At 65.9% G+C, this 19,856-nt stretch carries 21 protein-coding genes; 5 read left to right on the top strand and 16 right to left on the bottom strand.

The features are described 5' to 3' along the window. Nucleotides 1-3: 3 nt before the first annotated feature. The 6 genes from AC1DRE_RS04985 to coaD form a co-directional block, all read right to left on the bottom strand. A complete protein-coding gene (locus tag AC1DRE_RS04985; RefSeq protein ID WP_476983582.1) occupies nt 4-735 on the bottom strand; it encodes a hypothetical protein in 732 nt (243 codons plus the stop codon). Between the two features lie 133 nt (nt 736-868). Further along, a complete protein-coding gene (mutM, locus tag AC1DRE_RS04980; RefSeq protein WP_476983581.1) occupies nt 869-1,843 on the bottom strand; it encodes a bifunctional DNA-formamidopyrimidine glycosylase/DNA-(apurinic or apyrimidinic site) lyase in 975 nt (324 codons plus the stop codon). 7 nt (nt 1,844-1,850) lie between these two features. Next, a complete protein-coding gene (gene rnc, locus AC1DRE_RS04975; protein ID WP_364122926.1) occupies nt 1,851-2,573 on the bottom strand; it encodes a ribonuclease III in 723 nt (240 codons plus the stop codon). Between the two features lie 18 nt (nt 2,574-2,591). Next, the gene (gene rpmF, locus AC1DRE_RS04970) at nt 2,592-2,795 is read right to left on the bottom strand and encodes a 50S ribosomal protein L32 (protein WP_009356569.1); all 204 of its coding nucleotides are present in this window, start codon (nt 2,793-2,795) and stop codon (nt 2,592-2,594) included. Between the two features lie 36 nt (nt 2,796-2,831). Then, nucleotides 2,832-3,356 carry a YceD family protein gene (locus AC1DRE_RS04965; protein ID WP_476983580.1) on the bottom strand — a complete coding sequence of 175 codons (525 nt, stop codon included), beginning with the start codon at nt 3,354-3,356 and terminating at the stop codon, nt 2,832-2,834. 175 nt (nt 3,357-3,531) lie between these two features. Then, entirely contained in the window at nt 3,532-4,032 is a 501-nt protein-coding gene (gene coaD, locus AC1DRE_RS04960; protein ID WP_476983579.1) for a pantetheine-phosphate adenylyltransferase, read from the bottom strand. A gap of 138 nt (nt 4,033-4,170) precedes the next feature. On the opposite strand from coaD, the gene AC1DRE_RS04955 reads away from it, so the two are divergent. Continuing rightward, nucleotides 4,171-5,379 (top strand): aminotransferase class I/II-fold pyridoxal phosphate-dependent enzyme, encoded by a 1,209-nt coding sequence (locus AC1DRE_RS04955; RefSeq protein ID WP_476983578.1) that lies wholly within the window; start codon nt 4,171-4,173, stop codon nt 5,377-5,379. A 2-nt stretch (nt 5,380-5,381) separates the two neighbouring features. Further along, the gene (locus AC1DRE_RS04950; protein WP_476983577.1) at nt 5,382-6,167 is read left to right on the top strand and encodes a spermidine synthase; all 786 of its coding nucleotides are present in this window, start codon (nt 5,382-5,384) and stop codon (nt 6,165-6,167) included. A 45-nt stretch (nt 6,168-6,212) separates the two neighbouring features. On the opposite strand, the gene rsmD is transcribed toward AC1DRE_RS04950, so the two are convergent. From rsmD to thiL, 4 genes are read right to left on the bottom strand one after another with little or no spacing between them, the layout of a single operon-like run. Further along, nucleotides 6,213-6,791: a 16S rRNA (guanine(966)-N(2))-methyltransferase RsmD gene (rsmD, locus tag AC1DRE_RS04945; protein WP_476983576.1), complete on the bottom strand. Its 579-nt coding sequence runs from the start codon at nt 6,789-6,791 to the stop codon at nt 6,213-6,215. Nucleotides 6,792-6,830: 39 nt separating this feature from the next. Next, a complete protein-coding gene (locus tag AC1DRE_RS04940) occupies nt 6,831-9,101 on the bottom strand; it encodes an ATP-dependent DNA helicase RecG (RefSeq protein ID WP_476983575.1) in 2,271 nt (756 codons plus the stop codon). Then, nucleotides 9,091-10,092, bottom strand: a complete 1,002-nt coding sequence (locus AC1DRE_RS04935) for a DAK2 domain-containing protein (protein ID WP_476983623.1) — start codon at nt 10,090-10,092, stop codon at nt 9,091-9,093. The genes AC1DRE_RS04940 and AC1DRE_RS04935 overlap by 11 nt, the downstream gene beginning before the upstream one ends. A gap of 22 nt (nt 10,093-10,114) precedes the next feature. Then, nucleotides 10,115-11,140 carry a thiamine-phosphate kinase gene (gene thiL, locus AC1DRE_RS04930; protein ID WP_476983574.1) on the bottom strand — a complete coding sequence of 342 codons (1,026 nt, stop codon included), beginning with the start codon at nt 11,138-11,140 and terminating at the stop codon, nt 10,115-10,117. 74 nt (nt 11,141-11,214) lie between these two features. Here thiL and AC1DRE_RS04925 point away from each other — a divergent pair, with 74 nt between their 5' ends. Continuing rightward, nucleotides 11,215-11,715: a DUF3515 domain-containing protein gene (locus AC1DRE_RS04925; protein WP_476983573.1), complete on the top strand. Its 501-nt coding sequence runs from the start codon at nt 11,215-11,217 to the stop codon at nt 11,713-11,715. A 35-nt stretch (nt 11,716-11,750) separates the two neighbouring features. Here AC1DRE_RS04925 and AC1DRE_RS04920 read toward each other — a convergent pair whose 3' ends face one another. The 6 genes from AC1DRE_RS04920 to leuC all read right to left on the bottom strand — a co-directional run bounded on the left by AC1DRE_RS04920 (nt 11,751) and on the right by leuC (nt 18,401). After that, nucleotides 11,751-12,899 carry a D-alanine--D-alanine ligase family protein gene (locus AC1DRE_RS04920; protein WP_476983572.1) on the bottom strand — a complete coding sequence of 383 codons (1,149 nt, stop codon included), beginning with the start codon at nt 12,897-12,899 and terminating at the stop codon, nt 11,751-11,753. Between the two features lie 2 nt (nt 12,900-12,901). Continuing rightward, nucleotides 12,902-13,954 (bottom strand): NAD(P)H-dependent glycerol-3-phosphate dehydrogenase, encoded by a 1,053-nt coding sequence (locus tag AC1DRE_RS04915; protein ID WP_476983571.1) that lies wholly within the window; start codon nt 13,952-13,954, stop codon nt 12,902-12,904. Then, entirely contained in the window at nt 13,951-14,697 is a 747-nt protein-coding gene (locus tag AC1DRE_RS04910; RefSeq protein WP_476983570.1) for a lysophospholipid acyltransferase family protein, read from the bottom strand. Before AC1DRE_RS04910 ends, AC1DRE_RS04915 begins: the two co-directional genes overlap by 4 nt. A gap of 10 nt (nt 14,698-14,707) precedes the next feature. Beyond that, on the bottom strand, nt 14,708-16,033 hold the full coding sequence (gene murA / locus AC1DRE_RS04905; RefSeq protein ID WP_364122949.1) for a UDP-N-acetylglucosamine 1-carboxyvinyltransferase: 1,326 nt from the start codon (nt 16,031-16,033) through the stop codon (nt 14,708-14,710). A 245-nt stretch (nt 16,034-16,278) separates the two neighbouring features. Then, nucleotides 16,279-16,881, bottom strand: coding sequence for a 3-isopropylmalate dehydratase small subunit (gene leuD, locus AC1DRE_RS04900; RefSeq protein WP_104175385.1), 603 nt, complete (start codon nt 16,879-16,881; stop codon nt 16,279-16,281). Nucleotides 16,882-16,946: 65 nt separating this feature from the next. Further along, nucleotides 16,947-18,401: a 3-isopropylmalate dehydratase large subunit gene (gene leuC, locus AC1DRE_RS04895; RefSeq protein WP_476983569.1), complete on the bottom strand. Its 1,455-nt coding sequence runs from the start codon at nt 18,399-18,401 to the stop codon at nt 16,947-16,949. 112 nt (nt 18,402-18,513) lie between these two features. On the opposite strand from leuC, the gene AC1DRE_RS04890 reads away from it, so the two are divergent. Beyond that, nucleotides 18,514-19,233: an IclR family transcriptional regulator gene (locus AC1DRE_RS04890; RefSeq protein ID WP_011692361.1), complete on the top strand. Its 720-nt coding sequence runs from the start codon at nt 18,514-18,516 to the stop codon at nt 19,231-19,233. A gap of 71 nt (nt 19,234-19,304) precedes the next feature. Further along, nucleotides 19,305-19,850, top strand: a complete 546-nt coding sequence (locus tag AC1DRE_RS04885) for a DUF1697 domain-containing protein (protein WP_476983568.1) — start codon at nt 19,305-19,307, stop codon at nt 19,848-19,850. Nucleotides 19,851-19,856: the final 6 nt, after the last annotated feature.

Raw genomic sequence — 19,856 nt, 5'->3', positions numbered from 1 at the left:
CCGCTAGCCTGCCGTCGCGTGAAGGTTGCCGAGCAGCATGAAACGCGTGCTGCCCGTGCCCGTTGTTGACGTGGTCAGGGTTATCGAATCGCTGCCCCTGACGAAGCGGACGGACCGCTGCCCCTCCGCGGCCGGGGCCGGCTCGGACCAGAAGTTAAGGGTTGAGAGCCGCTGCTGGAAGTGACCCACAACGGAGTCCGGGCTCAACTCAGAAATGGCATCCGCCGTCACCTGCAGGACAGCGTCCGCCGCCGAAACGCCCGTGGATACGACGACGGTTCCTTCCGGGAACGGAAGGGCATCCGCAGGGAAGCCTTCAACGGTCTTCCCCTGGGCGGATGCCGTGGCCGGCAGCGGCATGCTGACCAGTGCAGCCGGCTGGGATGGGAGCGGAAGACCGGTGGGGGCTGCCGCCACCGGGGGAAGAACTTCCCGCGACCCCGACGCCGGTGCAGGGCTGCCCGTTGATTCCCCGGATCCGGGAGCTGACCCGTTCCCGGCGCCGGCCGCCGCTTCCGGTGCGGCAGTTGTCCCGTCTCCACCGGGCCGTTCTCCCGGGGCCAAGCCTCCGGACGACGGTGATCCGCCGGGACCGGCCGGGGCCGTGGGAACGGAACCTGAAGGTGCGGCCGCGCTGACGTCCGGGGCCCCTGCCATCTGATCAAGAAAAACAGCGGTGCCGCCAAGCGCTGCTGCAACACTCACCCCCACGATGACCAGCCTCTTGGCTATCATTGGGCCCCAGCCTCCCGTTCAGGCGTTGAAGACCAACGCGCCTGCGATTCCAGCAGCCGCGGCTGCCTTGGGCACAGTGTGTCACCTGTCAGGAACAGTTCGGTAGAGTGGCGCTACCTGCTTTTTGGGACTTCTACCACCGGCCGTTACGGGGGCGCGGCTGGCACACCGGGCACGTATAGGACGACCGGTTCATGAACTGTTCGCGCTTCATCAGGCTCACTATTCCGGCAGCGGCGCAGCGCTTGCACTCCTGGTTTTCCCTGCCGTAGGCGTTGAGGGACCGGTCGAAGTACCCGGAAGCGCCGTTGACGTTGACGTAGAGGGAGTCGAAGCTGGTACCGCCGGCGGCAAGGGCATCCAGCATCACCTCACGGGCGGCTTCGAGGACCCTCAGCGCTTCGGCGCGGCGGAGCGTATCGGTGGGCCGCGCGTAATGGAGCCGCGCCCGCCACAGTGCCTCGTCCGCGTAGATGTTGCCGATACCGGACACCAGTCCCTGATCCAGCAGGGCACGTTTGAGGCCCGTCTTTCGGATCCGAAGGCGGCGGTAGAACGACTCGAAGGAGAAATGCGGATCCAGCGGGTCCCGGGCGATGTGGGCGGCTTCCTCGGCAATGACAGGCGCCGGTAACTCCCCCAGGCCGCCTGGTCCGCCGTCGGATGTCGGGATCAGGGACGTCACGAACAGTCCGCCGAAAATGCGCTGGTCCACGAACCTGAGCTGCTCCGGCATGCCCTCGGCCGGGCTCAGCCGCAGGCGGACTTTCAGGTGTTTCTCGTCCGGCACGCCGGCATCCTGCATCAGCAGCTGGCCGCTCATGCCCAGATGCGCCATCAGTGCCACTGCGGGCGGGGATTCTCCGCCCGCCACGGCGCCCCCCGGCTGCACTGCACGGGCTTCCTCCAGCGGAAGCCAGAGGAACTTTCCGCGCCGCACCACGTCCAGGACCCGTGCGCCTTCGAGGTTGCCGGCAAAATCCTGTGCGCCGAGTGCGTGCCGGCGAATAGAGCGCGGATCCAGGACGTCAACAGAGGTAATGGTCCTGCCGCGGACCCAACTAACCAGTCCGCGGCGGACCACTTCGACTTCCGGCAGTTCGGGCACGGAAAACCTAGCGGCCGGCTTCGGATTCCGCCGGGAGGCCTGGCGTCCCGGCAGCCGACAGCTTCCGCCACGCATCGGCGGCAGCTTCCTGTTCGGCTTCCTTTTTGGAGCGTCCGGCGCCCTGCCCGTAGTCGGTCCCGCCGATCCGGAGCACGGCTTCAAACGTCCGCGCATGGTCCGGGCCTGAACCCTCCACGGCGTAGTAGATGCTGCCCAGCTGACGGCTGGCCGCCAACTCCTGGATGCTGGTTTTCCAGTCGGTTCCGGCACCAAGCGCAGCGGCGTCCTGGAGCAGCGGCCCGATCAGCCTCATGACCAGTTGGCGGGCCGTCTCGATGTCGTTGGACACGTAGGTGGCGCCAATGAGGGCCTCCATGGTGTCCGCCAGGATGGATGACTTGTTCTTGCCGTCGGTAAGCTTTTCGCCCTGTCCGAGGTAGATGTAGTCACCGATGCCGAGGCTGCGGCCGATTCCGGCAAGTGCCCGGGTGCTCACGACGGCGGACCGCCGCTTCGCGAGGTCACCTTCAGGCAAGGCCGGGTTGTCGCGGTACAACGCATCCGTCACGGAGAAGCCCAGGATGGAATCGCCCAGGAACTCGAGGCGCTCGTTGGTGGGTATCCCGCCGTTTTCGTAGGCGTAGGAACGGTGTGTCAGAGCAAGACGAAGCGTCCCGGCGTCAATAGAGACACCGAGACGCTTCAGAAGCTCTTCAGTTGAAGACGTCATGTTCAGCCAGTGGGCCGATTAGACGTCTGCGACCTTGCGGCCCTTGTATTCAAGGAACAGCGCGGTGCCAGCCGAGTCGGTAACGACCTTTGCCTGGTGCGGCAGGCTGTACGTGACCTGACCGTTCTCGACAGTCTTCACCAGGTGGGGGGCAGTTGCCTTCCACTGGGAGCGGCGGGCGCGGGTATTCGAGCGAGACATTTTCCGCTTCGGGACAGCCACGGCTAACTCATTTCTCTCTAGAAAAACACTTACAAATCAGTTTTGCCGGTCAGGCTTAGCCAAGTCAGCTAGGGCAGCCCAGCGAGGATCTACGACCTCGTGGTGATGCCCCGGCTCGTCTTCCAGGCGTACTCCGCATTCGGAGCAAAGGCCCTGGCAGTCTTCCCGGCACACCGGCTGGAACGGCAGCATGGTTACAACTGCGTCCCGCAACACCGGCTCAAGATCGATTAGATCGTGCTCGATTCGATATTGCTCTTCTTCGTCTTCTCCGTCCGAGAACTGGGCGCCCTCGTAGAAGAAAAGTTCTTGCACATTGACTTCGAGATCATACGCAAGGGGATCCAGGCATCGGCCGCATTCGCCAGTCACTTCGACGATAACGGTTCCTGATACCAGAATTCCTTCGTGTACGGCCTCAAGCCTCAGGTCCAGCTCGATATCCGAGCCTTGCTGAACGCCAATGAGCGCTACACCAAGATCACTTGGTGCAGGTACATGTTCCATCAGCGTCCGCATGCTCCCCGGACTGCGTCCGAGGTCCTTGACGTCGAACGCCAAGGGCGAACTAGCATCTCGTTTAATGAGAACTCCTGTTGAACATATGACCGACGTACTATCTTAGCCTGATCTCCCGGGCGGACTCAAACCGGCCGGACGCCACACAGTAAAGCACCACGTGACAGGCAGGGATTGGGCCGCAAAACCGGCAGGGGCCGTTGCGTACCGATCAAGCCTACCCTCTGCCGGGCTCATCCGAAGACGCCCCGCCCGCAAGCAGCCGTTTCAATACCGACCTGGGCACATAATCGGACACACTGCCGCCCAGCGTAAAGACTTCCTTAATGAGCGTTGACGACAAGTGGAGGTAGTGGCCTTCAGTGGGAAGGAACACCGTTTCAACGCCACTCAACTGACGGTTCATCGTTGCCATCGGGAGCTCATAGTCGAAGTCGGAGGAGGAACGGAGGCCCTTCACGATCGCGGACACACCCCGCTGCCGGCAGTATTCGGCCAGCAGGCCCTCCCCCACCGGCTCCACCACGATGCCTTGCAGCGATGCCAGGGTCTCGCGGGCCATGTCGATCCGCTCTTCCAGCGAAAAGCGGTACTTCTTGGCGTAGTTCGTTGACACCGCCACGATGACTTCGTCAAAGAGGCCGGCGGCCCGCGCGATGACTTCCAGATGGCCATTGTGGATCGGGTCGAAGGAGCCTGGGCATACGGCACGTCTCATGCTCCGAACCTACCGCATTAGCGGGCCGGGATAACATGACTGGATGCCCGAGTCGAACATTCCCTGCACCGTTGCAGTGGGCGTCGTTCTTGTCGGGCGGGCAGCGAACGCCGCAACCAACCGACAGGCAGGCAGACAGTGACCACATCAGTTCCGGCACCGTGGCAGCGGGCGGCATCAGGGGCCAACCTGCTGGCAGCCGACGGCACCCTCGGGGTCACCATCTTCGAGGAGATGACCACCCTCGCGGTCCGGACCGGTGCCATCAACCTGGGACAGGGTTTCCCTGATGAGGACGGTCCGGCGGAGATCAAGGCGGCTGCGCAGGCTGCCATTGCTGCCGGCGCCAACCAATACGCACCGGGCAAGGGAATCCTTCCCTTGCGCGAGGCCATTGCGGGGCACCAGGAGCGCTTCTACGGCCTGACGCCGGACCCGGAGACAGAGATCATCGTCACCACCGGAGCAACCGAAGCCATTGCGGCTTCGTTGCTGGCGCTCGTGGAACCCGGCGACGAAGTACTCACCTTCGAACCGTTCTACGACTCCTACGGCGCCATGATCGGGCTGGCGGGCGCCACGCACGTGACGGCTCCACTGCTCGCTCCGGACTTCATGCCGGACATGGCGGCACTGGAAGCGGCCTTCAGCAGCCGCACCAAGGTGGTGCTCATCAATAATCCGCACAACCCCACCGGCGCGGTCTTCCCCCGCGACGTGCTTCAGCGCGTCGTCGAACTTGCCGCCCGGCACGACGCCGTGATCATCACCGATGAGGTCTACGAGCACCTGACGTTCGGCGACCGGCACATCCCCGTGGCCTCGCTGCCCGGGGCTGCCGACAGGACCGTCACCATTTCCTCCGCAGGCAAAACGTTCTCCTTCACCGGATGGAAGATCGGCTGGCTGAGCGGACCCGAACACCTGGTGGCGGCCGTCCGGACAGTGAAACAGTTCCTGACCTACAGCTCCGGCACACCGTTCCAGGGTGCCATCGCTTTGGGGCTCGGCCTTCCGGACGATTTCTACACGGGCATTTCCGAGACCCTCAGGCACAAGCGCGACATCCTCAGCGACGGGTTGAAGGCCGCCGGCCTGGACGTCTTCACACCGCAGGGAACGTATTTCGTGAATGTGGACACGGCCCCGCTGGGGATCTCCGACTCCGTCGACCTGGCCAGGAGGCTGCCGGAACTGGTGGGGGTCGCCGCCATCCCAGTACCCGTCTTCTGCCATCCCGAAGGCGCCGAACGGACCCGCAGCCTGCTCCGCTTTGCCTTCTGCAAGAAGAACGAAGTCCTCGAAGAAGCCGCCGCCAGGCTCGCGACGCTCCGCGACAGGCTCTGACGATGGCGGCCCGGCCCGCGGCATCTTCACGTTTCCTCCGGACAACCGGACAGCACGCAGCCATCGAACCGGATGCCTTTACCGAGGGAGCCTATGTGCTCAGCATCGGCGGGGCGGAACAGTCGCATGTGAACCTCGCCGAGCCGGGCGAAATCTTCTATGAGTACCTCCGCCGGATCGGGCATGTGGTGGATCTGGCCGCCCCGGTGGGCGAACCCGTCAGTGCGCTGCATCTTGGGGCCGGGGCGCTGACGCTGGCCCGCTACATCCAGGCGACCCGGCCAGGGTCAGTGCAGTACGCCGTGGAGCTTGAACGCGAGCTGCTGGACTTTGTGCTGCAACAGCTGCCGATGCCGGACGGAACGGAGCTGCACACACTGATCGGCGACGCCCGCGACGCGCTGGCGGAGCTGCCTGCGGAACTGCGTTTCGACGTCGTGATCCTGGATATCTTCTCCGGGCCGGAGGCGCCGGAGCATATCGCCTGCACCGGGTTCTACGAGGAAGCAGCAGCAAAGCTGACACCTCGTGGCGTGCTGATCGTCAACGTGGGCGACGAACCGGGGCTGACGCTGGTCCGAAGCCAGGTGGCGGCCCTGCGGCGGGCCATGTCCGGAGTATCAGCGTTCGCCGAATCCGGAATGTTCGCCGGCCGCCACCCCGGCAACATCATCCTCATCGGCACCCAGGGTCCCTGGCCCGCCGGATGGACCGCGGAGCTGACCGCGCGCGGCCCGCATCCCGCGACGGTGCTGGCCGGCGTGGACCTCGACGCTCTAGCCGGCTAGGCCGCGGCGCCCGCAGGCACGGTCAGGACCCCGGCTGCCGTCCTGTCAGCTGCCGCCGCCCACGGGTTCGGCAAACCACAGTTTGGTCTCGCCGTATTTTTTCTCGGCGAACCGTTCCAGCGACGCCGGCCAACCCGGTTCCGGGCTGCGGGAGGATCGCTCCACCACCACGACGGCGGCCTCTGCCAGGTATGGTGACAGCTCTTGCAGGACAGCAGCCATGGCGGGCTCGTCCAGCGGATACGGCGGGTCCAGGAACACAAGGTCCCACAGGGTGCCCTGCGCTGTCCTTTCCAGGAAGGACTCCACCCGCGACCGGTGCACGGACACTGCTTTGCGGCCTATGGCCCCGTTGACGAGATCGGCGTTGCGCTGGCAGACCTCGCTGGCTTTTCCGTCGAACTCCACCAGGTCTACGGTTTCCGCCCCGCGGCTGGCACTTTCCACGCCCAGGGAACCGGAACCCGCGTAAAGGTCAAGAACCCGGGCACCCGCCACCACGTTGAACGCCTCCAGGCGCGAGAAGAGAGCTTCCTTGACGCGGTCCGTGGTGGGACGGGTCGTGGAACCCGGCACACTGACCAGCGGCATCCCGCCCCCCGTGCCGGCAATGATACGGGTCATGCCCGCACCTGCCCGCTGGTTGCAGCCATGCGCCAACTCCTAGCCACGCTCAAGGAACGCCTCCTTTTCAGGGTTCAAGTACTCTTCGATTGCCTCCGCGAGGGCGGAATGCTCGGTCAGGCCGGGGTCCCGCGCGACGATCCGCTGGGCGTCCTGGCGCGCCTTCGAGATGACGGATTCGTGCTCCAGCACGCGCAGCAGTTTGAGCGCGGACCGTCCGCCGGACTGTGAGGCTCCCAGGATGTCGCCTTCGCGCCGCAGCTTCAGGTCCTCCTGCGACAGCTCGAAACCGTCCGTCGTGGCCGCCACGGCGTCCAGCCGGCGGCGGCTGGGGTGGCCGGGTTCCAGCGTGGTGACCAGGAGGCACGTACCGGGCAGCCCGCCACGGCCCACCCGTCCGCGAAGCTGGTGCAGCTGGGAGATGCCGAACCTGTCCGCATCCAGGATCACCATAAGCGTGGCGTTGTGGACGTCAACACCCACCTCGATCACGGTGGTGGACACCAGCAGCTGGGTTTCATTCGCGGTGAAGGAGGCCATGGTTGCGGACTTAAGGACAGGGTCCTGCCTGCCGTGCAGCGGCGCCACCGAAACGCCGGCCAGCGCCGGTTCATCGGCGAGGTGTTCGACGACGGCGGTGACGGACGCGAGCTCGCGGGCCGGGCCGTCACCTTCCAGCTCGGCGGCGGACGGTTCCGCTTCCCCGGGACTGAAGTCGCCGTCGTCGTCCTCGCCGATCTTGGGACACACGACGTAAACCTGGTGGCCGGCGTCGATCTCTTCCCGGGACCGGGACCAGATGCGTCCCGCCCAGCCGGGATTCTCGGCGAGGCCAACGACGTGCGTGGAAATGGGGGCGCGGCCGGCGGGGAGTTCGTCCAGCACCGATGTTTCAAGATCGCCGAACACGGTCATGGCCACGGTCCTCGGAATGGGCGTGGCGGTCATGACCAGCAGGTGCGGAGGCTTGCTGGCTTTCGCCCGCAGGGCGTCGCGCTGCTCGACGCCGAAGCGGTGCTGCTCATCGACAACAATCAGGCCGAGGTCGTAGAACGAGACATTGTCGCTGAGCAGCGCGTGCGTCCCGATCACGATCCCGGCAGTGCCTGTGGCTGCGTCCAGCATGGCCTGTTTGCGGGCGGCAGTGGGCATCGATCCGGTAAGCAGTGAGACCTGCACGGAATCGGGGCCCGATCCGCCCAGCAGGCCATCGCGGGACAGCGGCCCCAGCGTCCTGCGGATCGATTCGAAGTGCTGGGCCGCCAGGACTTCGGTAGGCGCCAGCAGGGCGGCCTGTCCCCCGGCGTCAACCACCTGGAGCATGGCGCGCAGGGCGACGATGGTCTTACCGGACCCCACCTCCCCCTGGAGGAGCCGGTTCATGGGGCTGTCCTGCGACAGCTCCTCGGCGAGTGTTTTTCCGACGGCGGACTGGCCGGCGGTGAGCGTAAAGGGCAGCTGGCGGTCGAACGCCGTCAGGATTCCGTCCGTAACCGGCCGGCGGGCCGTGGCCTCCTCGGCGGCCAGCTGGGCGCGGCGCCGCGCGAGGGCGCACTGGAGGACCAGGGCCTCCTGGTACCTGAAACGGTCCCTGGCCCGCTGCCAGTCGCCAGGCACCTGCGGGGTATGGATCAGCCGGTAGGCCTCCGCCGCCGGCAGGAACTTCTCCCGCGCCGAGACCTCGGCCGGCAGCGGATCGTCCAGGACATCCAGGTCGACCGTGTCCAGGAGGGTGGAGATCACTTTCTGGATGGACCAGCTGGTGAGTTTAGCCGTTGCCGGATAGATCGGGATGGGCATGGCGGCGAGCTTCTCCGGGTCCATGCCCGGGGTGTCAGGGTCCTCGTCGAGCAGCTGGAAGTCAGGGTTCGTGAGGCTCAGGCTGCCGGCGTACCGGGTGACTTTGCCCGAGAACAGGGCCCGCCGGCCCGGGAGCAGCTCCGCTTTGGCGCGGTAACCGTTGAAGAAGCTCACCTTCAGGGTGCCGGGCACGCCGGCACCAGGAAGCCTGCCGGCGCTGCCCTGGCTGTTGTGTTTGGTTGCGGAATCGTCCGTAATGACGACGTCGGTGAGCGTGCCGCGGCGGGCCCGCATGGCCCTGGTGCTGTTGGAGACGACGCGCGCGATGAGGGTGACCTCTTCATCCAGCGGCACCTCGCTGATGGGGGTCAGCTCACCTCGATTGAGGTAGCGGCGCGGAAAGTAGTTGAGCAGGCCGCCCACCGTGGTGATGCCCAGATGCTTCTCGATGACGGCCGCGGACCGTTTGCCGATGCGGCGTTCCAGGCCGAGGTCCAGCTCAGCGTTCATGTCCGTTGGGGTCCCGAGGCAAGGCGAGCTGGCTGACCGAGATGTCTGTGGGTTCCCCGAGGGAACCGATCAGTGCCACGGCCGGTTCGGCGGCGGAAACGTGGACGTGCACGCGCCAGCGGTACTTTCCGCCGGCGTCCATGGTGCCGCCCACCTGGCTCATGATCACTGAATCACCCATTTCGTCCAGGCGCTGGCGGAGGGTGGCCGCGTCCAGGGGCGAGAGGCTGATGGTACACATGACTTCCACGCCGTCGTCGTCCGGCAGGTCCGCATGGATGTGGGGATCCTGGACGTCGTAGCCGTGCAGGCCGTCCAGCATTTCGCTTTGCAGCTCTTCGCCCAGCACAGCGGAGCGCAGGCAGTCAAGGATCAGCAGCATCCCCACCCCTCCAGCGTCAACGACATGGGCTTCGTGCAGGGCGGCCAACTGGTCCTCGGTCCGGACGACCGCTTCCAGGGCCGCCTCAACAGCGGCGTCCAGGGCGAGCCCCAGGGCATGGTTGCTGTCGTCCCCGTTCTGGTCGGCGTCCACGCCGGCCGCCGCCCGTGCAGCCGCTTCCATCACCGAGAGCATGGTCCCCGGTACCGGATCGCTCAGAGCCGACCAGGCCCGGATCTGGGCCCGGTTCAGCGCGGCGGCCAGCAACGGCGAGCTGAGGCGGGTATGGCCGGCCAAAGGCTCGGCGGCGGCGCACAGGAACACCGAGAACAAGGTGCCCGAGTTACCGCGAGCCTGTTCCATGGCGGCCTCTCCAGCCCGCGCAAGCAGTGCCCCGACGTCCTGCTGCTGGCCGTGGCTCCCCGCCGGGTTCGCAGTCCCGGGGCCATGTGGTGCTGCGGGGCCGTTGAGGGCCTGCGCGGCGGCACGGACCGTCAGGTAAAGGTTGGTGCCGGTATCGCCGTCGGCCACGGGAAAGATGTTTATGGCGTTGAGCCGGTCGCTGTGGTTCCCGAGCGCTGTTTCGGCCTTGCCCAACCACCGCTTCATCGCTTGCGCGTTGGCGGCAATCTTAGTCTGCAAAGTGATCCCATCCCACAGTGTCCGCGGGCCGGCCCGCTATCTTGACGCCAGTGCTTTCCATTGGTGCAAGGGCTTCTACTGAGCCTATCGCAGCAAAACCCGGAGGCAGCTGTACGCCCGCGGGGAATGTGGCGAGAAGTCCATGGTCTTCCCCGCCGCCGAGCACCCATGCCATGGGGTCCCCGCCAACCGCGTCAGCGGCTGCAGCCAGAGGACCGGTGAGAAGCTTCAGCACGGCAGGATCCAAGTCCAGGACGACGCCGCTCGCGGCGGCAAGGCGGCTGCCGTCGCGGATCAGTCCGTCCGAAATGTCCATCATTGCCGAGGCTCCGGCGGCGAGCGCTGACGGCCCGGCAGCGAGCGGCGGAAGAGGCCGGCATTGCCTGTCCATGATGATCCGCTGCTCCGGCGTCAGCAGCTCAACGCTTGGCCCGGACTCAAGCAGGGCAAGGCCGGCCGCCGCGTGGCCCACCGTTCCGGCAAGCGCAACAGTATGACCCGGGAGGGCGCCCGAGCGCAGGACGGCTTCCTTGCCGTCCAGCGTCCCCAGGATGGCCACGGTGACAGCAAGTTCCCGCCCGCGGCCGAGGTCCCCGCCGGCAACGGAACATCCGGCAGCGCCCAGGTCCCGGATGGCGTGGGAGAGGCCGTCGGCGAAGTCCTCCACCCAGGCGACCGCCGTCTCCGGCGGCAGGGTCAGACTCACCACCATGGACGTGGGCCGTGCGCCCATGGCGTTGATGTCGCTGAGGTTCTGGGCCGCGGCTTTCCAGCCAACGTCGAAGCCTGTGGTCCGGTATCCGTTGCGCCATTCCAGCCGGAAATCCTGGTCCTGCACCTGGGTATCAATGCTGACAACCGTCCGCCCGTCCGGGGCGGCCACAATGGCGGCGTCATCCCCGGGTCCAAGCAGGAGCGCCGTGCCCTGCCCGGGCCCCTTGTTGAGGCGCGGGAAGATCTTGGCTAGGAGTTCGGACTCGGAGAGTCCGGCGACGGTGAGGTGAGTTTCAGGCACAGCTCTACGCTACAGTCAGGGACCGACATCCGACGGCGTCCGTCGGGCATGCCGGGGCGGGATAGGCTTAAATCATGCACCCGCTCCGCACCACGGTTACCATCAGTTCGCTTCGCCTCCCGGCAACGGCGGCCGCCGTGGTGCTGGCCCTCAGCGCGTGCGCCCCGACGGTGGACGTGTCACCGGCCAAGGACGCGGCCAACCCGGCCTGTGCCCCCATGATGGTTGCCCTTCCGGACACCATGGGTGACGCCGGGCTGCGGAAGACCAACAGCCAGGCAACCGCCGCCTGGGGCGATCCGTCCAAGGTCATCCTGCGCTGCGGGGTCAACGTGCCCGGCCCCACCACCGACCGCTGCGTCAGCGTTAACGGCATCGACTGGGTCATCAAGGAAGGCGACCCAGTGTGGACGCTGACCACCTTCGGCCGTGAACCGGCCACAGAGATCCTCATGGATCCGGACCAGATCAGTTCCGCGACCGTACTGGCGGAACTGTCCGCCGCTGCCGGGAAGATCAAGGCCACCAGGAACTGCGTGGGCCAGGAAGAGCTGCAGAACCTGCCCACCGGATAGTAGCTCGCCGGGCCGTAGCCCGGCGGCAAGAGCGGTTAGCGCAGGCCTGTCTTCCGGTTCAGTGCCAGGTAGATGAGTTCGTCGATAAGCTCCGCATAGCTCAGTCCCGAGGCAGCCCACATCTGCGGGTACATGCTCTTGGGCGTGAAGCCGGGCATGGTGTTGATCTCGTTGATGATCAGCTCACCGTCGGGCGTGTAGAAGAAGTCGACCCTGCTGAGCCCTTCCGCCCCCACAGCATCGAATGCCGCGGCGGCCAGCTCGCGGACCCGGGCGATTGCTTCGTCGGGGATGTCGGCCGGGCAGCTCAGCGAGGCGGCGTCGTCCTCCACGTATTTGGCATTGAAGTCATAGAACTCGTGCTCACCCGGTGCCACTGCGATCTCGCCCGGCATTGAGGTCCGCGGGCCTTCGGTGCCGCGCCCTTCGAGGACGGCGCACTCGATTTCGCGGCCCACGATTCCGGCTTCGATCACGAGCTTGAGGTCGTGCTCACGGGCAGCCTCGATGGCCGCGTCCAGGCCCTCCAGGGAGTCCACCTTGGAGATGCCCATGGAGGATCCCGCCCTGGCAGGCTTGACGAACACGGGGTAGCCGAGCAGGTCAACGCGCTTGCGGACGGATTCGGGGTCCGTGACCCACTGGCGGTCCGTCACGGCAATGTACGGACCCACCTGCAGGCCGGCGGCCTCGAAGACGACCTTCATGTAGTGCTTGTCCATACCAACCGCGGAGGCCAGGACTCCCGCACCCACGTAGCGGGTGTCCGAGAGCTCCAGCAATCCCTGGATGGTGCCGTCCTCGCCGAACGGTCCATGGAGCAGCGGGAAGACGACGTCCACCGACCCAAGTTCCTGCGGGACTTCGTTCGGAGAGGCGACGATCAGCTGGTGTTCGCCGCCGATTTCGGCGAGTGTGACCGTCCGGGCCGACGGCGCCACTTCGGGGAGCGCGGACGCCGAGAGGGACCACTGCCGGGTATCCCCCGGAGCAAGGACCCACTGACCGGTCTTGGCAATGCCGATGGGGATGACATCGTACTTGTCGTAGTCGATGGCCCCGAGAACGCCGGCAGCGGTCACACAGCTGACGGCGTGCTCACTCGAACGGCCCCCAAACAAAACGGCAACGCGTGGTTTGGTGCGGCCGCCGCCGGTGTTCTTGTTCAATTGTTCTTCCGACACAGTCAGTAATCGCCTTCGGATTTCAGGTCCCGGGCCAGCAGCAGCGGTCCCAGTTCGTCAACGGACAATTTTCCGGCCAGGACGGCAACGACTGCCGCAGTGATGGGCATGTCGACGCCGAGTTTTCCGGCAAGTTCATGCACGGCCTGGCCCGATTTGATCCCTTCGGCCGTTTGGGTCATTTCCGCGGCCACCTGTTCCAGCGTCAGGCCTTTGCCGAGGAGGCGTCCGGCGGTGTGGTTCCGCGACAGCGGCGAGGAGCAGGTTGCCACCAAATCCCCCAGGCCGGCGAGGCCGGCCATGGTCTGTGCCTCACCCCCGAGAGCGAGCGCCAGCCTGGACGTCTCCGCAAGGCCGCGGGTAATGACCGAGGCCTTGGTGTTGTCACCCATCTGCTTGCCTTCGCAGATGCCTACGGCCAAGGCGATGACATTCTTGACGATGCCGCCGATTTCAACGCCGACGACGTCGGTGGTGGTGTACGGGCGGAAGTATGGTGCGGTGCAGCTGCGGGCGATCCACGACGCCACCTCGGCGTCCGAGCAGGCCACGACCGACGCGGTGGGTTCCTCCCTGGCAATTTCCATGGCCAGGTTCGGTCCGGATACCACGGCAACGCGGTCTGCCTTGATGCCCAGTTCCTCACAGATGACTTCGCTCATGCGGGCGTCCGAACTGAGTTCCAGCCCCTTCATCAGGGAGACCACCAGGGCGTCCGGCGAAATCAGGTGCCGCCACTCGCGGAGCTGCAGCCGCAGGGACTGGGCGGGAACGGCCAGCACCACAAGGTCTGCGCCGGAAAGTACGTCCGCGACGACGGTCGATGCGATGATGCTGGGCGGGAGGTCAATCTCCTTGAGGTACTGCGGGTTGCGGTGCCGGGTGTTGATCTGCTCCACGACTTCGCTGCGGCGGCCCCAGAGCCGGATGCTTCGCTGAACGCCGGATGCCGTGGCAGCGTCGGCCAGGATCTTGGCAAAAGTGGTGCCCCAAGAGCCGGCTCCGAGGACGGCGACCGATTTCGCGGAGCCCGCTGCAACCTGTTCCTGGGTCATTTGCCGTCCCGTTCGATGTTGCGTCCGTGTTTGCTCTGGTTGTGGGCGGCCGGGTCCCACCGTTCGGCGGGAGGCTGCTCGGAACGCAGCGTAGCGAGCAGCCCGGTGATGGCGTCCATGATGACGGCGGTAGCCGCCGTCAGCGTGGCCTTGTCCAGCGGACGGCCCTCAAAAGCACTGAGGTCCACCGGATCGCCCACGAGGACGCGGGACGTCCGGCGGGGGAACACGTGGAAGCGCTTGGCATAGCGGGGGAAGACCTGGTGGGCTCCCCAGTGGGCCATGGGAACAACCGGAATGCCGCTTTCCAGTGCCATCCGGGCAGCGCCGGTGTGCCCCTTCATCGGCCAGAGGTCCGGGTCCCGGGTCAGGGTGCCTTCGGGGTAGATGATGATTGCCCCGCCTTCGGACACCACTTCCTTGGCGACGTTCAACGAACGGTTGGCCCCCGCCGTCGAGCGTTCCACCGGGATCTGCTTGGTGGCGCGCAGCACGGCCCCGACGACCGGCACCTTGAAAAGTCCGCCCTTGGCGAGGAAGTGCGGCATCCGCTTCTGGTTATAGAGCATGTGGCCGATGACCAGCGGGTCGATCTCGGTGCAGTGGTTGGGGGCAGCGATGAAGCCGCCCGCCGGCAGCTTTTCCAGCCCTTCCCACTTCTTGTTCATGAGCAGGTTCATCACGGGCCTGACGATCCCGGCGACAATGACAAAGGTGATGCGGCTCTTGGCCGTTTCCTTCACTGGGACCCCGTTACTTGGCTGAGGTGATGTCGAAATCGGCGCCCAGGCCGGCGAGCTTCTCGGTGAAGCGCTCGTAGCCGCGGTTGATGATGTCGATTCCTGTCACCCGGGACGTGCCGGTGGCGGCCAGTGCTGCGATGAGATGGCTGAAGCCGCCCCGAAGGTCCGGGACGTCGATGTCGGTGCCCTTGAGCTGCGTGGGGCCCGAAATGACGGCCGAGTGCAGGAAGTTGCGCTGGCCGAAGCGGCACGGGACGCTGCCGAGGCATTCCCGGTGCACCTGGATGTTGGCACCCATCCGGAGGAGCGCGTCAGTGAAGCCGAAACGGTTCTCGTAGACGGTTTCGTGGACGATTGACACGCCCTCGGCCTGGGTCAGGGCGACAACGAGCGGCTGCTGCCAGTCGGTCATGAATCCCGGGTGCACGTCAGTTTCCAGGACGAGCGGGTTCAGCTTGCCGCCGCGGTGGTAGAAACGGATGCCGTCCTCGCCGATGTCCATGCCGCCGCCGACCTTGCGGTAGGTGTTCAGGAAGGTCATCATGTCGCGCTGGGATGCACCCTCGACAAAAATGTCTCCGCGCGTCACAAGCGCAGCTGAGGCCCAGGATGCGGATTCGTTGCGGTCCGAGAGGGCGCGGTGGTTGTAGCCGCCCAGGTCCTTCACGCCTTCGATCCGGATGGTGCGGTCCGTCTGGACGCTGATGATGGCGCCCATCTTCTGCAGCACGGCAATGAGGTCGATGATTTCCGGCTCCGTGGCGGCACCGGAGAGCTCCGTGATGCCTTCGGCACGGGTGGCGCTGAGCAGGACCTGTTCGGTGGCTCCCACGGACGGGTACGGCAGGGAGATCTTGGCCCCCTGAAGTCCCTTGGGCGCGGAAATGTGGATGCCGCCCGGGCGCTTTTCGACGACGGCCCCGAACTGACGCAGGACATTCAGGTGGTAGTCGATCGGGCGGTCGCCGATCTTGCAGCCGCCCAGGTCCGGAATGAAGGCCTCACCGATCGCGTGGATCAGCGGGCCGCACAGCAGGATGGGGATCCGGGAGTCGCCGGCGTGGGCGTCAATGGCGGTGCTGGACGCGGTCTTGGCGCCCTTCGGATCCAAGGTGAGGTCCCCGGTGACGGGGTCCTTGTCCACGGTGACCCCGTGGAGCTGGAGCAGGCTGGTGACAACCTCGACGTCCTTGATTTCAGGGACATTGCGCAACACGGACGGCTCGTTGCCCAGAAGGGCAGCCACCATGGCCTTGGGGACAAGATTCTTGGCCCCGCGAACGGTGACGCGGCCAGTCAGCGGGACGCCTCCGCGGATTGTCAGAACACTACTCATATACCGGTTTCCTCACGACTACTCGCCCCCAAATCCTTACAAAGGCTCCAGCTAAGCATAGGAGCTTGCGTTACCGATCTGAAATACGGCACGCCTTTCGAAGGGCCAGCCACGGTCCGGGAGCGGGCACACAGGGACCCAGGCCCGGGCACAGCAGGGACCAGGCCCGGGCACAGCAGGGACCAGGAACGGACCCGCGGCGTGAGCGCGCCCGTCCGGCAAACGGTCCGGCAGTACCGTCCGGTCTAGGACAGCCGTGCCGGGAGGGTCTTCGGCTTGAAGGCAGGCCTGGTCGCCTCGTAGGTGGTGATGTCTTCCTCGTGCTGGAGGGTCAGCCCGATGTCGTCCAGGCCTTCCAGCAGGCGCCAGCGCGTGTAGTCGTCAATCTCGAACGGTGCCACGATGTTGCCGCACATCACGGTCTTCGAGACGAGGTCCACCGTCACCTCGGTGCCGGGGGCGTTCTCCAGCACCTTCCAGATGAGCTCAATGTCATCCTGGGCGAGTTCAGCCGCCAGGAGGCCCTGCTTGCCGGAGTTGCCGCGGAAGATATCGGCGAACCGGGAGGACAGGACGGTCTTGAAGCCGTAGTCCTTCAGTGCCCACACAGCGTGCTCACGGGATGACCCGGTGCCGAAGTCGGGCCCGGCTACCAGCACGGAGCCGGCGTTGAACGGTGCCTGGTTGAGGATGAAGGCCGGGTCCTTGCGCCAGGCGGCGAAGAGTGCGTCCTCGAAGCCGGTGCGGGTGATGCGCTTGAGGTAAACGGCGGGGATGATCTGGTCGGTGTCCACGTTGCTCTGGCGCAGCGGTACGCCGATCCCGGTGTGGGTGCTGAACTTTTCCATGGCGGATCCTTCGGTGCTGGGTAGGTCTGGGCGGCGTCTAAACGGCGTTAACTAGTCGGCGTTGTCTAGGCGGCGCTGGTGCGGACGGCGGCGGACTCCGGGGCGGGGTCCAGATCCGACGGCGAGCTCAGCGTTCCGCGGACCGCCGTCGCCGCCGCGACTACCGGCGAGACGAGGTGGGTGCGGCCGCCCTTGCCCTGGCGGCCCTCGAAGTTGCGGTTGGACGTGGAGGCGCAGCGCTCCCCCACTTCCAGCTGGTCCGGGTTCATGCCCAGGCACATGGAGCAGCCGGCGAAACGCCATTCAGCGCCGAACTCCTTGAAGACTTTGTCCAGGCCTTCCGCTTCGGCCTCGAGCCGGACGCGTGCCGAGCCCGGTACAACGAGCATGCGGATGTTCGGGTCCTTGGTACGGCCGCGAATGACGTCCGCGGCAGCGCGCAGGTCCTCCATCCGGGAGTTGGTGCAGGATCCCAGGAAGACCGTGTCCACCCGGATCTCCTTCATCGGCGTACCGGCTTCCAGGCCCATGTACTGCAGTGCCCGTTCGGCCGCTGCCTTGGCGTTTTCATCGCCGAAGTCCTCGGGTGAGGGAACCTTGGAGGACAGCGAAACGCCCTGGCCGGGGTTGGTGCCCCAAGTAACAAAGGGTTCCAGGGTGTCGGCGTCCAAGTCCACCTCGACGTCGAACGTCGCGTCGTCTTCGGTGCGCAGGGTGTTCCAGTATTCGACGGCGGCGTCCCACTCCGCGCCCTGCGGCGCGTGCGGGCGTCCGTACATGTAGTCATAGGTGGTCTGGTCCGGGGCAACCAGGCCTGCACGTGCACCGGCTTCGATGGACATGTTGCAGATGGTCATCCGGGCTTCCATGGACAGCGCACGGATGGCGGAGCCCCGGTATTCCAGGACGTAGCCCTGCCCGCCGCCGGTGCCGATCTTCGCGATGACGGCCAGGATGATGTCCTTCGCCGAAACACCGGGACGGAGCGTGCCCTCGACGTTGATCGCCATGGTTTTGAACGGCTTCAGGGACAGCGTCTGCGTGGCCATCACGTGTTCCACCTCGGACGTGCCGATGCCCATGGCCAGTGCGCCGAATGCTCCGTGAGTGGACGTGTGCGAGTCGCCGCAGACGACGGTCATGCCCGGCTGGGTAAGCCCGAGCTGGGGGCCCACCACGTGGACGATTCCCTGCTCGGCGTCGCCCAGGGAATGCAGGCGGACGCCAAATTCCGCGCAGTTGTTGCGGAGGGTCTGGATCTGCGTCCGGCTGGTCAGGTCGGCGATAGGCTTGTCGATGTCCAGCGTGGGGGTGTTGTGGTCCTCGGTGGCGATGGTGAGGTCCGGGCGGCGCAGTTTGCGGCCGGCCAGGCGGAGCCCCTCGAAGGCCTGCGGCGACGTGACTTCATGCACGAGGTGGAGGTCGATGTAGAGAAGGTCCGGCTGAGCGTTGGCACCTTCGCCGTCGCCTTTGCGCACCACGTGCGCGTCCCAGACTTTCTCGGCCAATGTCTTTGCCATGGCCATCTCCCTTCACTGCTGTTGGCTGTTTGTATCCACTGAACCAGCACGCCCGCGTAATACGCCAGCCAAATGATTTGCATCTCAGATATTGAGACGGCAATATCAGTACATGGACAATTCTAGTGGAGTCGGCGTCATCGATAAAGCGGCCCACGTGCTTGACGCACTTGAGGCCGGACCCACCACCCTGGCGCAGCTGGTGGCTGCCACCGGGCTGGCGCGTCCCACCGTGCACAGGCTTGCACTTGCACTGGTTCATCACCGATTGGTGAGCCGCGACATCCAGGGGCGCTTTGTGCTGGGCAGCCGCCTGGTGGAGCTCGCGTCCGCCGCGGGCGAGGACAGGCTGATCGCTTCCGCGGGGCCGGTGCTGATGCAGCTGCGCGACGCCACCGGCGAAAGCGCGCAGATCTTCCGCCGGCAGGGTGACTGGCGCGTGTGCGTTGCGTCGGCTGAACGCCCCATCGGCCTCCGGGACACCATCCCGGTGGGTACGCAGCTTTCTATGAAGGCCGGCTCCGCCGCCCAGGTGCTGCTTGCCTGGGAGGACCACGACCGCCTCCTCGAAGGACTGCAGGCCGCGCGCTTTACACCCACGGTGCTGGCGGGAGTACGACGGCGGGGCTGGGGCCAGAGCCTCGGCGAACGCGAGCCGGGGGTCGCCTCCGTTTCGGCGCCCGTCCGTGGTCCGTCCGGACGGGTGATTGCCGCCGTCTCGATTTCCGGGCCGATTGAGCGCCTGACGCGCCAGCCGGGCCGGCTGCATGCCGAAGTCGTCTGCAATGCCGCCCGTGTCCTCACCGAGGCACTGCGCAAAAACAACGACTGACCCGGCATAACACCCGCGGGGCGCGGTTTGCCCGGCGTCCCCTGCCCGTTCGCGGGTTATAGGCTGTGCCCATGAAGAGCTATGCGGTATTCCTGCGCGGCATCAATGTGGGCGGCATCAACATCAAAATGGCGGACCTCAAGAATGCGCTGGCGTCCCGCGGCTTCACCGGAGTGAAGACCCTCCTGGCAAGCGGCAACGTGGCCCTCGCCAGCAGTCTCGGGGCGGCAGCAGTTAAGAAAGACGTCGAAGCCTGCCTGCGTGAAGCCTTTGGTTATGACGCGTGGGTAGTGGTACTGACCGCCGACAGGGTTGCCGCGATCGTGGAGGCGTGCCCGTACCCGGCCGAAGACAAGGCGACCCATACCTACATCACGCTCAGTTCGGACAAGGCCATGCTGGACGAACTGTTCGAGGCAGGCGCCCGCCTGGACGGCACCCGGCAGCAAAGACTGGGTCCGGAGGCGATGGCCTGGCTGGCACCCGCCGGCGGCACCCTGGACAGCCCGTTCAGCAAGGTGTCGTCCAAGGTCCGCTACAAATCCAGCACCACCACGCGCAACCTGCGCACCATGATCAAGGTGCGCGAGGCCACGGCAGCGCTGCAGGAAGGCTGACAGCGG

This window comes from Arthrobacter sp. P4_H3 (genome assembly GCF_056400885.1).
The sequence above is the reverse complement of the archived record's forward strand: the minus strand, read 5'-3'. Positions and strand labels throughout refer to the sequence as shown.